The organism is Allobosea sp. GW823-FHT01F03, from assembly GCF_058798075.1.
Genome location: NZ_CM179505.1, coordinates 3233822 through 3247900, shown reverse-complemented (window position 1 = coordinate 3247900; position 14079 = coordinate 3233822). Strand labels below are relative to the sequence as shown.

Below are 14079 nucleotides of genomic sequence, written 5' to 3'. Positions count from 1 at the left end.
GAAAAAGCGACCAAGTTTGACTTGAGTGATTGCTTTTTCTATTCGGTCTATGGACCGGCGAAAGGGGCCAGCCATGTTGACCTTCAAGCAAATCGAAGCCGCCTACTGGATCAGCAAGCTCGGCAGCTTCCATGCCGCGGCGAAACGGCTCAACACGACCCAGTCGACCGTCTCCAAGCGCATCGCCGAGCTCGAAAAATACCTCTCGATCGAGATCTTCGACCGCAGCAACAAGACGACGCAGCTCACCATCAAGGGGCGCGAGCTGATCGACGATTTCGTCCAGATGCTCGATCTGCAGCAGAACGTCGTGCGCCGCGTCGGCAGTGACGTCTCCTATGCCGGGCGCTTCCGCTTCGGCGTGACCGAGATGGTCGCCCTGACCTGGCTCCCGGCCCTGATCGCCGGCATCAAGCAGCTCTATCCGGACATCATCCTCGAGCCGAAGATCGATCTGACCGTCAATCTGCGCCAGCAGATGGTCACGCATCGGCTCGACATGATCATCTGCCCGGCGCCAAAGACCGACAACAGCTTCCCGACGGTGCCGCTCGACTTCCTGGAATCGGAGTGGATGTGCAGCCCCTCGCTGGTGGGAGCGAAGGGCGTCGTGCCGATCGAGCGCCTGATGGAGCTGCCGCTGCTGACCTATGCCGAGGGCTCGCTGCTGCATCTCAACCTGCTGCAGGCGCTGGCGGCGATCGACATCAAGCCGCAGAACACCATCACCTGCAACAGCATGATCGCGCTGGCGGAAATGGCGAGCGCCGGGCTCGGCATCACCTATCTGCCGACCGGCTACTTTTCCGCCTATCGCCAGGAGGGCTATCTCAGGCCAGTGCGGACCAATCTCGTCCTGCCGCCGCTCGAATACCTCGCCGTTCATCGCAACGACGCCGTCAGCCGCAGGATCGCGCAGCTGGCGCGCGAGACCTGCGATTTCGGGATCCCGCGCTGGCGCCGGCCGGAGGAGGCCAGCGCGGCCCGCGAGGCGTCCTGAGCGGGCATGCTCAGCGCACCTTGTATTTGCGCACCGCATCCTGGAGCGTCGCGCCGGTGCGCATGAAGCCCTGCATCTCCTCCTCGACCTCGACGAGCGCATGTGCCTTGGCGGCGATCGCGCCGGCCTGGGCCGGGTCGATGACGATGACGCCATCGGCATCGCCGACGATGATGTCGCCGGGGCGGATCAGCACGCCGGCGCAGATCACCGGCTCGTTGCGGATCGCGGTCGCAAAGCGGAAGTGACCGGCGCGCGGCGAGGTGCCTTGCGCGAAGATCGTCATGCCGAGCGGCCCCATCTCTTCGAGGTCGCGGATCGCGCCGTCGGTGATCAGGCCGAGCGCCCCGACCGCGGCCGCCCGCGTCGCCATGTTGCCACCCCAGTTGGCATGGGTGGCGATGCCCTGCGTCGCGATCACCATGATCGAGCCGGGACCACAGCCGTCGATCACCTCCTGGATCGCCAGCGAGAATTCGGGCTTGATCTCTTGCTGGCCGCCATTGGAGGGCAGGGGGACGCGCCCGATCGTCCGGGCGCGTCCGAGAATGCGCTTGCCGACGAGCAGGCGCACGGACGGGCCGAGCGCCGTATCCTTGAGCCCGAGCGCGAACATCGCGTCGGACAGGGTCGAGACCTGCAGGTGCTCGAACTGGGAGAGCTCGGGATCGTTGGCGGGGGTGGCTGAGGACATGATCGTCTCCTGGGCATCGGAGCCCGGCCGGCCAGGGGCGGGCGTTCGGTGAAATGGGGGCCGTCTCGGCCGGGCTATTGCGGCTTGAGGCCGGCGGTCTCGGCCGCCGCCTTCCATTTGATCAGCTCGGAGCCGACGCGCTTGCGCAGTGCCTCCGGGGTGTCGGGCGCGGGCAGGAAGCCGATCTCATAGAGGCGCGCACGCAGGGCAGGGCTCGCCACGGCGTCGCTGAAGGCTTTGCCGAGTTTCTCAACTATCGGCTTCGGGGTTCCGGCCGGCGCGAAGACGCCGCTCCAGGAATAGGCTTCGACCGGGGTGCCGGCCTCCGCCATGGTCGGCAGGTCCGGCGCGTTCGCGGCGCGTATCCCGGCGGCGATCGCCAGGCGGCGCAAGCTGCCATCGGCGATATAGGGCTCGGTCGCGGCGAAGGTGTCGAACATGAAGGTCAGCCGGCCGCCGAGCAGCTCGGTGATGGCCGGCGCCGAGCCGCGGAAGGGCACATGGGCGGCCTCGACCCCGGCCGCCGTCTTGAACAGCTCTCCGGCGAGGTGGAGCGGTCCGCCGACGCCGGAGGAGCCGTAATTGATCTTGCCGGGATTGGCCTTGAGATAGGCGACCAGCTCGGCCACGGTCTTCGCCGGCACATCGCGGTTCACCACCAGCACGAGCGGCACCTCGGCCAGCATCGCGACGGGCTCGAAGCTCGTCTGCGCGTCGAAGCCCAGCGACTTGTAGAGCGCCTGGTTCATGCCGTGGGTCGCGGCCGTTCCCAGCAGCAGCGTGTAGCCGTCCGGCGCGGCACGCGCGACGGCGCTCGCCGCGATATTGCCGGCGCCGCCGACGCGGTTGTCGATCACCAGCGATTGCTTGATCGCCTCCGAAACGCCCGGCGAGATCAGGCGCATGAAGATGTCCTGGCCACCACCGGCGGCGAAGGGCACGAGAATGGTGACGGGGCGGGCAGGGTAGTCCTGCGCCAGTGCCGGCGAATGCCCCAGTGCCGCGCAGGCGGCAGCGGCCATGCCGCCGAGGAAGGTTCTGCGGTCCACGATATCGGTCCTTTTCGAGCGTTGGACGGCGGCGGCAGCAGGCGCCGCCGCCGGATCAGTTCTGCATGCCCCAGCGCCGGATCGTGGCCGCCTCGATGCTCCGGAAGACCACCCCCTCGACGATCAGTCCGATGACGATCACCGTGAAGAGTCCGGCGAAGACATGCGCGGTTTCGAGCGCGTTGCGGTTCTGGAAAATGTACCAGCCGAGACCAGCCGAGCTGCCCGAGACGCCGAAGACCAGTTCGGCCGCGATCAGCGTGCGCCAGGCGAAGGCCCAGCCGATCTTGAGCCCGGCCAGGATCGAGGGAAACGCGGCCGGGATCAGGATGGAGAGCACCATGCGCAGGCCGCCCAGCCCGTAATTCCGGCCGACCATGCGCTGCGTCTGACTCACCGAAAGGAAGCCGGTGAAGGCGTTGAGCGAGACCGCCCACAAGACCGAATGCACGATCACGAAGATCAGGCTCTCCAGGCCGAGGCCGAACCAGAGCAGCGCCAGCGGCAGGATCGCGATCGCCGGCAGCGGGTTGAACATCGCCGTCAGCGTCGCCAGCAGGTCTGTGCCGATCCGTGTCGAGATCGCGATCGTGGTCAGGACCGCGGCGAGCAGCACTGCCGTGCCATAGCCGATCAGCAGCACGCGCACCGAATTGCCGACCGCCGAAAGCAGGACGCCGCTCGACATGTCGGTCGTCCAGGCGACCAGCGTGTCGCTCAGCGAGGGAAACATCAGCGGGTTGTCGGCGAAGCGCGCATAGACCTCCCAGAGGATGCCGAGCGCGATCAGCACCAGGCCCCGCCGCAGCGGCGTATGCGCCATGGCGCGCTGCCAGAGCCCGACATCGCGGACGATCTCGCCGATCGCTGCGGCATCGAGCGTCTGGTGCTCGATGCTCGGGCGTGCCGGCAGTTCCTTGAAGCGCGTCCGGCCGCGCATTGCGTGAATCGCCTCAGCCATCGACCTGCCTATCCATGTGCGATCTTCTCCTCGCCGAAGAGCATGCCGTTGATCTTGCGATTGAAGGCCATGAACTCCTCGCTGCCGGCATCCTCCTGCTTGAAGGGCGTGGCATCGAGTTCGGCGCGGATCTGGCCGGGGTGAGGGGTCATCACCACGATCCGGCTGCCGATCACGATCGCCTCCTGGATCGAGTGCGTGACGAAGACCAGGGTGAAGCGGATCTCGTTCCAGAGCTCGAGCAGCTCATCCTGCATGCGCCGGCGCGTCAGCGCGTCGAGCGCCGCGAACGGCTCGTCCATCAGCAGGATCTCAGGCTCCATGGCGAGCGCCCGGGCGATCGCGACGCGCTGCTTCATGCCGCCCGACAGGGTGTGCGGGTGGCTGTCGGCGAATTTGGCGAGCCCGACCTTCTCGACCGCGCGCATGGCCCGGTCCCGCCATTCCGAGCGCGGAAAGCGCCCGGTCTTGCGCATCGGGAACATCACATTGCCGAGCACGGTCTGCCAGGGCAGGAGCTGGTCGAACTCCTGGAAGACCATCATCCGGTCGGCCCCCGGGCCGGTGATGCGCTTGCCGGCGAGGCTGATCTCGCCCTCGACCGGTGTCAGGAAGCCGCCAATGCCCTTGAGCAGCGTCGATTTCCCGCAGCCGGACGGGCCGAGCAGGATGAAGCGGTCCTGCCGCTGCACGTCGAAGGAGACGCGGTAGGTCGCCGTGACGATCTGGCGGCGCGTCTGGTACTGGAGCGTCACGTCACGGACGCTCAGTAGGGGCGTCGCCGCCTGCTGAGCCGGCGCTTCCATCGGCTCGCGCATCATAGCAAGAGCCATCGCACTAGCTGCCGGAGCCCTGGTTGACGGGCGGGAAGAACACGTCCTGCCACTTGGCCGGCGCGGCTTTCAATTGCCCGAGCTTCACCATGAAATTGGCAGTGTCGATGATCCCGTTCGGCTCGGTCGTGTATTCGTTCTTGTTGTTCTCGATGACCTTGAGCATCTCCTCGGCCGAGAGCTTGCTCGGCTCGGCGGCGGTGTAGATCTTGGCTGTTTCGGCGACCTCGCTCTGGATGAAGCGTCCAGCCTCGTCGAGCGCCGCGACCACCGCGGAAGACAGCTCCTTGTTCTCCTCGACGAACTTCCTGAGCACGCCGACCACGCCATTGGTCATGTTCGGCGGATTGTACTCCGTCGTCCGGCCGATGACGTGGACGTTCGGCTGCTGCGCCAGGAACTCGGCGAAGGGCGACAGCGCGAAATAGACCTGGACCGTATTGCCGGTGGTCAGCGCCGCGACCGCATCCGGATGGGGCAGGGAGACGATCTGCTTGTCGAAGCGCAGCGCCTCACCCGGGCCGAAGATCTTCTCGGCGGCACGGCGCAGGATCAGCGCCTGCGAGCTCGTCGGGCCCGGCGTCGCGATCTTGTCGGTCGGGCGGATGTCCTTCAGCGACTTGATCGCCGGGTCGTTGGCGAAGATCGTGTAGACGCCCTTCCAATAGGCGCTGAGCCCGCCGAGATCGTAGGCGCGCCGGGTCTTCTCATGGGCGATCAGCAGGCCGAGCGTACCGAGCGCGCCGACCTGGATGTTGCCGCTGATCAGCCCCTCGGTGATCGCTGTCGGACCGCTCAGGCGCACGAAGTTGATCTTGGGATCGCGCACGCCCGCCTTCTCGGCCGCCTTGGTGAACAGGCCCTGCCGCTCGGCAACGATAAAATTCAGATAGGGCAGGCCATATTGGATCGCAAAAGTGATCGGCTTGGTTTGCGCCCAGACGGCCGGCGCGGGCAGGGCCAGCGTGGCCGCCGTTCCCGCTAACAGCTTGCGGCGATTAAGATTCATGACGTTTCAATCCCCATTGAGAAGGTCGATCTGTGCCGACTACTTAGATGGGGCTTTGCCCCTGGGACCAGCCTAAAACTGGAGGGCATGAAGTAAAGAGAACAATGTTCAGCTATGACAATCGCTTTTTGGAATTATCATCTACGCAACGGGGCAGCTGGAGAGCATTGGTCTCGCGCCGTTTGGGCGATCATTGCGCCGGCCGCCGCCGGCCGCTCGAAAACTCCGAGTCGCCGGTGTTCGGCTCTGGCCGGGACCAAAGCGTGCCGGGAACGGCAGCCGAGCAGCGCGTCAGCGAAAGACAAACCAAGATGGAATCGTGCTGTATCTGGACAGTTTCGATACGCGCGTTAAGCTGACCAAAGGGAAGGAATGAAAGGGCGCCAGATGATCAAGCTCAAGGACCCCGAGGGGAACGAGCGCGAATTCGATCCCGACAGGATCGTACTGATCTTCTATTCGAAGTTTCTTAGCCCACCGAAGGCCAAGAGCAATATGGTCTACGATGGGACAATTCGCAGCTTGCTCGCCAAGCCGGACGAAATCGTCGCGGCTGTCGGCGGCCATGCCAAGCTGATCCAATTGACCTTGCCTGAAGGCGGGCTCGCTTCCGCCAAAGGTCCCGCCTGGTTCAATGTCGCGATGATCGACACCGTCACGCAAGGCAAGGCCGGCGCTGTCGTCAAGATGAAGCCCCAGCGCGGCGTGGTGCTCGTCAAGGAGAGCAAGCAGCAGGTGCTCGATCGCATCGAAGCTGCCGGCTGATGCGCGCCGCGGCTGGACGGAGCAGGCGGACATTCGCCAGTTTGTCTGCCTGCGCCTCAATAGCCACGATTCGCATAAGACATATTATGGAACTTAAATCTGACCCATGGAGCTGCAGACGGCCGGCGCTTCCATGAGCCGCCTCGTCAAACCGTCAGGGTCATGCCGTCATAGGCAGGTTCGACATTCGCCGGCAAACGCTTGGAAAGGCGTACATAATCGAAGTCGACATGCAGGTTGGTCAGCACCGTCCGCCGCGGTGCCAGCGTCTCGATAGCACCGAGCGCCTGCTCCAGATTGAAATGGCTCGGATGCGGCGCATCGCGCAGGCAGTCGAGGATCAGCAGGTCCAGCCCGGCCATCGCCGCCATGGCCTCAGGCGGGATCGCGCTGACATCCGGCGCGTAACCGATGCCGCCGAAGCGGAAGCCGAGCGCGTCGTAACCCGGGCCGTGCTCGAGCCGGAACGGCAAGGCCTCGATCGCGCCGCCTGGCCCGTCGACGACCTGGAGCTCGCCGGCCGTGAGCGGAGCCAGATCGAGGATCGGCGGATAGAGGCTGCCCGGCGGCGTCTCGAACAGATAGGCGAAGCGTGAGCGCAGCGTCGCGCCGGTCACCGCGTCGGCATGGACCGGAATGCGCTTGCGCATGTGCAGGACGAGCGCCCTGAGATCGTCGATGCCATGCGTGTGGTCGGCATGGTCATGGCTGAACAGCACGGTATCGAGCCGGGTCACGCCGGCGTCGATCAGCTGCTCGCGCAGATCCGGCGTGGTGTCGACCAGCACGCTCGTCGTGCCTCCGGCGCCTTGGCGCTCGACCAGCACCGAGCAGCGCCGGCGGCGGTTCTTCGGATTGGCGGGGTCACAGGCACCCCAGCCGGAGCCTGGCCGCGGCACGCCGCCGGAGGAACCGCAGCCGAGGATCGTGACCTTCAGGCTCATGCGGACACCAACCCGGATCAGCCGACCTGCGCCGGGCGCGTGGCGTGGTCCATCTTCCAATAGCAGCGGCGCGCATTTTCCGTGGTGATGCGCGCGATCTCGTCGAAGGAGACGCCTTTCACATCAGCCAAAATCTTTGCAGTCTCAACGACATAGGATGGCTCGTTGCGCTTGCCGCGATAGGGCGTCGGGGCGAGGTAGGGCGCATCGGTCTCGACCAGCAGGCGTTCCAGCGGGATCTCGCGGGCGATGGCCCGCAGCGCCTCGGAGGTCTTGAAGGTCAGGATGCCGGAGAAGGAGACGTAGAGGCCGAGCGCGACGCCGGTCCGCGCCAGCATCTCGCCGGCGGTGAAGCAGTGCAGGATGGCGGGGAAGGCGCCCTTCCCCATCTCCTCGCGCAGGATCGCCGCCATGTCCTCATCCGCCTCGCGCGAATGGATGACGAGCGGCAGCTGCGTCTCCCGGGCGGCGGCGATATGGGTCAGCAGGCCCTGCTTCTGCGCCTCACGCGGGCTCTTGTCGTAATGGTAGTCGAGTCCGGCCTCGCCGATGGCGACGCAGCGCGGATGCCGCGACAGCTCGACCAGTTGCGCGGCCGTGACGTCGAGTTCCTCATGGGCGCCATGCGGATGCGTGCCGACGGTGCACCAGACCGAAGGGAAACGTTCGGCCAGTGCGGTATAGGCCGCAAAGCGCGCGACCCGCGTCGAGATCGTCACCATCCGGTTGACGCCGGCAGCCTCCGCCCGGCTGACATAGGCCTCGATATCCCCGGCGAAATCGGGGAAATCGAGGTGGCAATGCGTGTCGATCAGCATCAGGAGGCCGGAGCCTCCTCAGGCTCGACATAGCGCGGGAAGACCGCGCTCGGCGCCGGCAGCACCGTGCCCGAGGTCAGGCGCCCAGCCTCGCCGAGCGTGGCGAAGCTGCGCGCCTCGTCCGGGATCGCCAGCAGGTCGAGCAGCTTCGCCATGGCTTGCGGCATGACCGGCTGGGTGAGGAGTGCGACCTGGCGGATCGTCTCGATCGTGACGTAGAGCACGGTATCGCGCCGGGCCGGGTCGCTCTTGGAGAGCTTCCACGGCTCATTATTGGCGAAATAGCGGTTGGCCTCGGCGACCACGGCCCAGATATCGGCCAGCACGACGTGCAAGGCGAAATCCTGCATGGCGGCGCGCGTCTTCGCCAGCAGGCCGTCGGCCTGCGCCAGCATGGCGAGGTCGGCCTCGGTCAGCGCGCCGGCCGGTGGCACTCTGCCCTCACGGTTCTTGGCGATCATTGACAGCGAGCGCTGCGCCAGATTGCCGAGATCGTTGGCGAGGTCGGCATTGATCCGCCCGACGATCGCCTCATGGCTGTAATTGCCGTCCTGGCCGAAGGAGACCTCGCGCAGGAAGAAATAGCGCAGCTGGTCGACGCCATAGGCATCCGCCAGCCCGAATGGGTCGACGACGTTGCCGAGCGATTTCGACATCTTGGTTCCCTTGTTCAAAAGAAAACCATGCCCGAAGACGCGCTTCGGCAAGGGCAGCCCCGCCGACATCAGGAAAGCCGGCCAATACACCGTGTGGAAGCGCACGATGTCCTTGCCGATGATGTGGACATCGGCCGGCCAGTAGTGCCAGCGCGGGTTGCTCTCGTCGGGAAAGCCGCAGCCCGTGAGGTAGTTGTTGAGCGCGTCGACCCAGACATACATCACATGCTTCGGGTCGCCCGGGACGGCCAAGCCCCAGTCGAAGGTGGTGCGGCTGATCGAGAGATCCTCGAGTCCGCTCTGGACGAAGGAGACCACTTCGTTGCGTCGCGTCTCGGGTGAGACGAAGTCCGGCACATCCCGATAGAGCGCGAGCAGCTTGTCCTGATAGGCTTTGAGGCGGAAGAAATAGCTCTCCTCCTCGACCCATTCGACCGGCGTGCCCTGCCCGCCCAGGCGCGTGCCATCGGGCTGGAGGGTCGTCTCCTCCTCGCCATAGAAGGCCTCGTCCCGGACCGAATACCAGCCGGAATATTTGGCGAGATAGATGTCGCCATTGGCCTCCATCCGGCGCCAGAGCTCCTGCGTCGAAGGCAGGTGGTCGGCATCGGTGGTGCGGATGAAGCGGTCGAAGGAGCAGCCCAGCTGCTGCTCCATCTCCTTGAAGCGCGCGGCGAAGCCGTCGACGAAGTCCTGCGGCGAAAGGCCGTTCTGCGCGGCGGTACGCTGCACCTTCTGGCCGTGCTCGTCAGTGCCGGTCATGGCGAAGACGTCGTAGCCGTCGAGGCGCTTGAAGCGGGCGATCGCATCCGCAGCCACCATCTCATAGGCGTGGCCGATATGCGGCGGGCCGTTGGTGTAGTGGATCGCGGTCGTCAGGTAGAACTTCGGGGCCGAGGCCATGGTCTGTCCGCTGCTGTCTCGTTTCACGCCGCGCGCGATCGCGCTACCGCCTCGGACAGATCGTGAAACAGCGACATGACGAGGGGGCGTCGGTCGAGATTATAGGTTTCCACCTCCCGGGCCGAGCGCGCAAGTCTCTCCCACACCTCCGCCAGGGGTGCAAGCCGTGCCGGCCCGGCCGCGGCATGCGCATGGAGATGGGCGCTGAGCCAGCCCTGGATGGTCTCGATCATCACCGCGAACTCGGCCTCTCCGGCCTTGCCCGCCACATCCTCTCCAAGAGCCAGCAGGGCCGGAAGATCAACGCCCGGCAGCGCGTCGAGCCGCGCCCTCACCGCTTCGACCAGAGCCAGCGTCGCCGGGTCGACATAGCTGAGCGCCCGCTTCACCGAGCCTTCGGAGAGTGCCGCCGCCCTTTGGAGCGCGGAGCCGTCATAAGGCAGGCCCATCCGCTCGAGCGCGATCCGGCCGGCCTCGGCGACATCGCCCTCGGACAGAGGCTCGAAGCCGAGCAGCCGGCAGCGCGAGCGGATTGTCGGCAGGATCCGGCCCGGCGCATGCGCGACGATCAGGAAGAGTGTGCGGGCCGGCGGCTCCTCGAGCAGCTTGAGCAGGGCATTGCCGGCCGAGCGGTCGAGCTCCTCGCTGGAATCGACGATGCAGACGCGCCAGCCGCCCTCCCCGGCGCTGGAGCCGAAGCGCTCGAGCACGCGGCGGACCAGATCGACCGGGATGTTGCTGGTGAAGCTCTTGCCGTCGGGCTTCGGGATCCGGCGCAGCAGATGCAGGTCTGGATGCGATAGCGCCATGATCTTGCGCGTCGCGCCATCATCGGCGGGCATGGAAAGATCGCCTGCGGCGCTGGCGCGGCGCATCGGATCCCCCTCCGCCAGCAGAAAGCGCGCGACGCGATAGGCGAAGCTCGCCTTGCCGATGCCCTCCGGCCCACCCAGCAGCCAGGCATGGTGCAGCCTGCCGGAGCGCAAGGCCGCGAGAAAGGCCTGCTCCTGGCGTTCATGGCCGATCAGCGCCAGCGTTTCGCGCGGATGCGGCGCATTGGGCAGGCGGTCGGGTTCATTGCTCGATTCGATCATGCCGGCGCAATCTGCGGTAGCCGCAGCCGGCTGGCCAGCGCCTGCCAGGCCTGCTCAGCCAATTGCTCTGGAGACCGGCTGGCGTCGAGCACGACGCAGCGGCCGGGCTCGGCCGCTGCGATGTCGAGGAAGGCCTGGCGCAGCCGGCGATGGAAGTCGAGCGTCTCGCCCTCGAAGCGATCGACCGCCTCGCCCGGCAACCGGCGGCTCGCAGCACGGGCCAGCCCGATCTCGGGCGCGAGGTCGAGGATGAGGGTGAGCTCCGGCTTCAACCCGGCAATGGCGACGGTCTCCAGTGCCGCGAGCTTCTCGGGGCCGATCGCGCCCAATGCACCCTGATAGACCCGCGTCGAGTCGATGAAGCGGTCGCATATCACCCAGGCTCCGCGCGCCAGCGCCGGCTTGATGCGCCGGTCGACATGGTCGATGCGGGCGGCGGAGAACATCAGCGCCTCGGCGAAGGCGCCATAGGGCTTGATCTGGCCGGCGAGCAGCGCGTTCCGGATCCGCTCGGCTTTCGGCGAGCCGCCGGGCTCGCGCGTCAGCTCGACGGTGAGGCCGAGCGCGCCGAGCCGGGCGGCCAGCGCCTTCGCCAGCGTCGACTTTCCGGCACCCTCCCCGCCCTCCAGCGTGATGAAGTGGCCGGCTTCCGGCGCCGACGCGCTGGTGTTCTGCTTGGTCATCGCCGCGCTCAGCTCCGCCCGAGCGCCTTGCGGATCCAGCCGGTCGAGACCTCGAACAGGGCATCGAGCGCGCGCTGCTGCAGGCTGCCGACCTTCACCGCCTCGGCCGTGTAGAGCGGGATGTCGAGCGTCTTGACCTCGCCGCGCGTCACCAGGAGCCGCGCCACCTGGGCGCCCTCCTCCACCGGTGCCTGCAAGGGCCCGCGATAGACGATGCGGGCGTTGAGGCGTTCATTGCTGCCCCGCGGCACCAAAAGGTTGATCGGCCCTCTGGCCTTGAGGGCGACGCGTCCCTTGTCGCCGCCATAGACGCTGGCTTCGCCGACTGTTTCGTCCGCAGCGAAGACCTGGCGCTGCTCGAAGGAGCGGAAGCCCCATTCGAGCAGCTTGCGCCCCTCGCTCGCCCGGTCGCGGGCGTTCTTCAGCCCGGCGACCACGACGATCAGGCGCTGGTCCTTCTGTACCGCCGAGCCGACCAGCCCATAGCCGGAATCGTCGACATTGCCGGTCTTGAGGCCATCCGCGCCGATATCCATCGCAAGCAAGGGATTGCGGTTCTGCTGCTTGATCTTGTTCCAGGTGAACTCGCGCTGGCCGAAGATCTTGTAGAGATCGGGATAGGTCTTGATCAGATGGTCGGAGAGGCGCGCCAGCTCGCGGGCCGTGACCTTCTGCTCGGGGTCGGCCATGCCGGTGGCATTGCGGAACACGGACTTGCTCAGGCCGAGCGCCCGGACCCGCTCCGTCATCAACCGTGCGAAGTTCGCCTCGGTGCCGGCGACCGCTTCGGCCAGGGCGATGGCGGCATCGTTGCCGGATTGCACGATCAGGCCTTGCAGGATGTCGCCAAGCTTCACCCGGCTGTTGACCAGCGCGAACATGGTCGAGCCACCCGAGACGCCCCCGCCCTTGCGCCAGGCGTTCTCCGAGATCGATATCTCGGTATCGAGGGTCATCTTGCCCTGCTCGATCTCCTGGAAGGCGACCAGCGCCGTCGCGATCTTCGCGAGGCTCGCCGGCACCATCAGTTCGTCGGCAGCTTTTTCGTAGAGAATGGCGCCGCTGCCGGAATCGAGCAGCACGGCATGGGGCGCGGCAGATTGGAAACTCTGGGCGCCGGCGCCGGGAATGGCCGCGAGCAGAAACACCAAAGCACCGAGCGAGCGCCCGCCACGCGCCAGAAAACGGCCGAACACCAGCATAGAACGACCTCGCGCCATCTCTCGATCAGATGATGGCGCCGTACGGGCGGTCAAGCCCGGCGTGGATCAATTCCGCGCAAGCGGCTGGAGAATCTGCGGCTTGACGCCCGAGGCCAGCGGGTGGCCGGCGGCGAAGCGCGCCGACGGCGCCTTTTCCGGGGCGGCGAAGAGGCTGGCGACGCTGGTCCGCGGCGTCGCCGACGCGGAGGTCATGACGGCTGGCCGCAGAACCGGGACGGGCTTGCTGGCGTTGGCGATGGTGTCGAGATCGAACGGGCGCTCGGGCGGCAGCCTGACACCGCGCATCGGAACGCCGTCGCCGGCGGTGCGGACGGTCGAGACCTGGATCGGGCTCTGGAGTGGCGCGCGCTGCGGTTGCTCGGCATAGGCCTGAACCACAGGCTGCGAGACCGGCGCCGCCCGGACGGGAACCGGAGCCGGCTGCGGGCGTTGTTCTTCCGAATCGGAGCTGGAATCGACCTGCGTATTGCCGGCGACGAGGCTGCGCGAGCTCTGACCGGGGATCGAGGCCGGCTGGCCGTCGGTACGAAGCGATGCGAGCAGCAGCTTGTCGTCGGAGCCGCCGAGCGAGGCCTGGCCGAGATACTCGACCTTGACGCGCGCCGTGCCGAGATGGCGGAAGGCGAGCGCGTCGGCCGTGCGTTGCGACACGTCCATGAGGCGGCCGCCATGGAACGGGCCGCGGTCGTTGACGCGCACGATGATGGAGCGATTATTGGCTACGTTGGTCACGCGGGCATAGGCCGGCAGCGGCATGGTCGGATGCGCGGCACTGATGGCGTGTCGGTCATAGATTTCGCCATTGGCGGTGCGGCGGCCGTGGAAGGCCTCGCCATACCAGGAGGCGGTGCCGACCAGCGTATGCCCGACCGGCTTGTCGTAAGGCGTGTAGCGCTTTCCGGCGACGGTATAGCTGCGGCCGATCAGCTGGCGCCCGCCGCCCTTCGGGACCGGCTGGCCTTCCTGGACGACGCGGGCGCTGGCTGGACCGTATTTCGAGGACGGGAAGGCGCCGATCTCCTTCGACTTGCCGCGGCGGGCGACGCCGTCATTGGCGCAGTTGGCAAGGAAGACGCCGGCCACCATGACGCAGCCGAGGCGGGCAGCCGTCTTGATCAAGGGGGTGCGGGAACGGGAGTCGTCGCGGGCTTCATTGGCGCTGGCTGCCACCGGTGCCGAAGAGCTCGCGCGTCCCATCATGCCCAAATTCCTGCGATTCGCCAAAAACAGCACTACGCTCGCCGCGGGAACGCAGCGATACGCCAGCTTTCGGCCGATTCAATTAAGGGATCGTTAAGGCGGCGAAGCACGCAGGCGACACCGTTAACAAAAGCCCAGCTGCCCCCTTTGGGCGGGCACAAAGGTGTCGGAAATGCGGCAGCTGTCAACCCGCCTCCATCTCTCCGCCATTTTTCGGGCCGGCGTGGCCTCGATGCAACGACGCTCT

14 protein-coding genes are annotated in these 14079 nt (G+C 66.6%); 2 read left to right on the top strand and 12 right to left on the bottom strand.

The annotated features are described in order from the left end of the window. Positions 1-73 precede the first annotated feature (73 nt). Positions 74-1000 (top strand): LysR family transcriptional regulator, encoded by a 927-nt coding sequence (locus AC3RCC_RS15585; protein ID WP_291642602.1) that lies wholly within the window; start codon positions 74-76, stop codon positions 998-1000. A 10-nt stretch (positions 1001-1010) separates the two neighbouring features. Here AC3RCC_RS15585 and AC3RCC_RS15580 read toward each other — a convergent pair whose 3' ends face one another. The 5 genes from AC3RCC_RS15580 to AC3RCC_RS15560 form a co-directional block, all read right to left on the bottom strand. After that, entirely contained in the window at positions 1011-1694 is a 684-nt protein-coding gene (locus AC3RCC_RS15580) for an RraA family protein (protein ID WP_492255834.1), read from the bottom strand. Between the two features lie 74 nt (positions 1695-1768). Beyond that, entirely contained in the window at positions 1769-2743 is a 975-nt protein-coding gene (locus AC3RCC_RS15575; RefSeq protein ID WP_291639869.1) for a Bug family tripartite tricarboxylate transporter substrate binding protein, read from the bottom strand. A 55-nt stretch (positions 2744-2798) separates the two neighbouring features. Then, the gene (locus AC3RCC_RS15570; RefSeq protein WP_492255833.1) at positions 2799-3704 is read right to left on the bottom strand and encodes an ABC transporter permease; all 906 of its coding nucleotides are present in this window, start codon (positions 3702-3704) and stop codon (positions 2799-2801) included. Between the two features lie 8 nt (positions 3705-3712). Next, entirely contained in the window at positions 3713-4537 is an 825-nt protein-coding gene (locus tag AC3RCC_RS15565) for an ABC transporter ATP-binding protein (RefSeq protein WP_492255832.1), read from the bottom strand. Between the two features lie 4 nt (positions 4538-4541). Further along, the gene (locus AC3RCC_RS15560; RefSeq protein ID WP_291639876.1) at positions 4542-5546 is read right to left on the bottom strand and encodes an ABC transporter substrate-binding protein; all 1005 of its coding nucleotides are present in this window, start codon (positions 5544-5546) and stop codon (positions 4542-4544) included. Between the two features lie 387 nt (positions 5547-5933). Between AC3RCC_RS15560 and AC3RCC_RS15555 the strand changes: the two genes are divergently transcribed. Further along, positions 5934-6311, top strand: a complete 378-nt coding sequence (locus tag AC3RCC_RS15555; RefSeq protein WP_492255831.1) for a hypothetical protein — start codon at positions 5934-5936, stop codon at positions 6309-6311. Positions 6312-6457: 146 nt separating this feature from the next. On the opposite strand, the gene AC3RCC_RS15550 is transcribed toward AC3RCC_RS15555, so the two are convergent. The 7 genes from AC3RCC_RS15550 to AC3RCC_RS15520 form a co-directional block, all read right to left on the bottom strand. After that, positions 6458-7255: an MBL fold metallo-hydrolase gene (locus AC3RCC_RS15550; protein ID WP_291645401.1), complete on the bottom strand. Its 798-nt coding sequence runs from the start codon at positions 7253-7255 to the stop codon at positions 6458-6460. Between the two features lie 17 nt (positions 7256-7272). After that, positions 7273-8073 carry a TatD family hydrolase gene (locus AC3RCC_RS15545; RefSeq protein WP_492255830.1) on the bottom strand — a complete coding sequence of 267 codons (801 nt, stop codon included), beginning with the start codon at positions 8071-8073 and terminating at the stop codon, positions 7273-7275. Next, positions 8073-9632, bottom strand: coding sequence for a methionine--tRNA ligase (metG, locus tag AC3RCC_RS15540; protein ID WP_492255829.1), 1560 nt, complete (start codon positions 9630-9632; stop codon positions 8073-8075). Before metG ends, AC3RCC_RS15545 begins: the two co-directional genes overlap by 1 nt. A 23-nt stretch (positions 9633-9655) precedes the next feature. Then, positions 9656-10726 carry a DNA polymerase III subunit delta' gene (locus AC3RCC_RS15535; protein ID WP_492255828.1) on the bottom strand — a complete coding sequence of 357 codons (1071 nt, stop codon included), beginning with the start codon at positions 10724-10726 and terminating at the stop codon, positions 9656-9658. Next, entirely contained in the window at positions 10723-11409 is a 687-nt protein-coding gene (gene tmk / locus AC3RCC_RS15530) for a dTMP kinase (RefSeq protein ID WP_291645405.1), read from the bottom strand. Before tmk ends, AC3RCC_RS15535 begins: the two co-directional genes overlap by 4 nt. Positions 11410-11417: 8 nt before the next feature. Beyond that, positions 11418-12611 carry a D-alanyl-D-alanine carboxypeptidase family protein gene (locus AC3RCC_RS15525; RefSeq protein ID WP_492255827.1) on the bottom strand — a complete coding sequence of 398 codons (1194 nt, stop codon included), beginning with the start codon at positions 12609-12611 and terminating at the stop codon, positions 11418-11420. 66 nt (positions 12612-12677) lie between these two features. Next, on the bottom strand, positions 12678-13832 hold the full coding sequence (locus tag AC3RCC_RS15520) for a septal ring lytic transglycosylase RlpA family protein (protein ID WP_492255826.1): 1155 nt from the start codon (positions 13830-13832) through the stop codon (positions 12678-12680). Between the last annotated feature and the right edge of the window lie 247 nt (positions 13833-14079).

Coding starts and splice junctions, on each gene's coding strand:
- AC3RCC_RS15545 (WP_492255830.1), bottom strand. CDS start 8,073: ATGCTGATCGACACGCATTGCCACCTCGATTTCCCCGATTTCGCCGGG.
- AC3RCC_RS15585 (WP_291642602.1), top strand. CDS start 74: ATGTTGACCTTCAAGCAAATCGAAGCCGCCTACTGGATCAGCAAGCTC.
- metG (WP_492255829.1), bottom strand. CDS start 9,632: ATGGCCTCGGCCCCGAAGTTCTACCTGACGACCGCGATCCACTACACC.
- tmk (WP_291645405.1), bottom strand. CDS start 11,409: ATGACCAAGCAGAACACCAGCGCGTCGGCGCCGGAAGCCGGCCACTTC.
- AC3RCC_RS15520 (WP_492255826.1), bottom strand. CDS start 13,832: ATGATGGGACGCGCGAGCTCTTCGGCACCGGTGGCAGCCAGCGCCAAT.
- AC3RCC_RS15570 (WP_492255833.1), bottom strand. CDS start 3,704: ATGGCTGAGGCGATTCACGCAATGCGCGGCCGGACGCGCTTCAAGGAA.
- AC3RCC_RS15560 (WP_291639876.1), bottom strand. CDS start 5,546: ATGAATCTTAATCGCCGCAAGCTGTTAGCGGGAACGGCGGCCACGCTG.
- AC3RCC_RS15525 (WP_492255827.1), bottom strand. CDS start 12,611: ATGCTGGTGTTCGGCCGTTTTCTGGCGCGTGGCGGGCGCTCGCTCGGT.
- AC3RCC_RS15565 (WP_492255832.1), bottom strand. CDS start 4,537: ATGGCTCTTGCTATGATGCGCGAGCCGATGGAAGCGCCGGCTCAGCAG.
- AC3RCC_RS15555 (WP_492255831.1), top strand. CDS start 5,934: ATGATCAAGCTCAAGGACCCCGAGGGGAACGAGCGCGAATTCGATCCC.
- AC3RCC_RS15580 (WP_492255834.1), bottom strand. CDS start 1,694: ATGTCCTCAGCCACCCCCGCCAACGATCCCGAGCTCTCCCAGTTCGAG.
- AC3RCC_RS15550 (WP_291645401.1), bottom strand. CDS start 7,255: ATGAGCCTGAAGGTCACGATCCTCGGCTGCGGTTCCTCCGGCGGCGTG.
- AC3RCC_RS15535 (WP_492255828.1), bottom strand. CDS start 10,726: ATGATCGAATCGAGCAATGAACCCGACCGCCTGCCCAATGCGCCGCAT.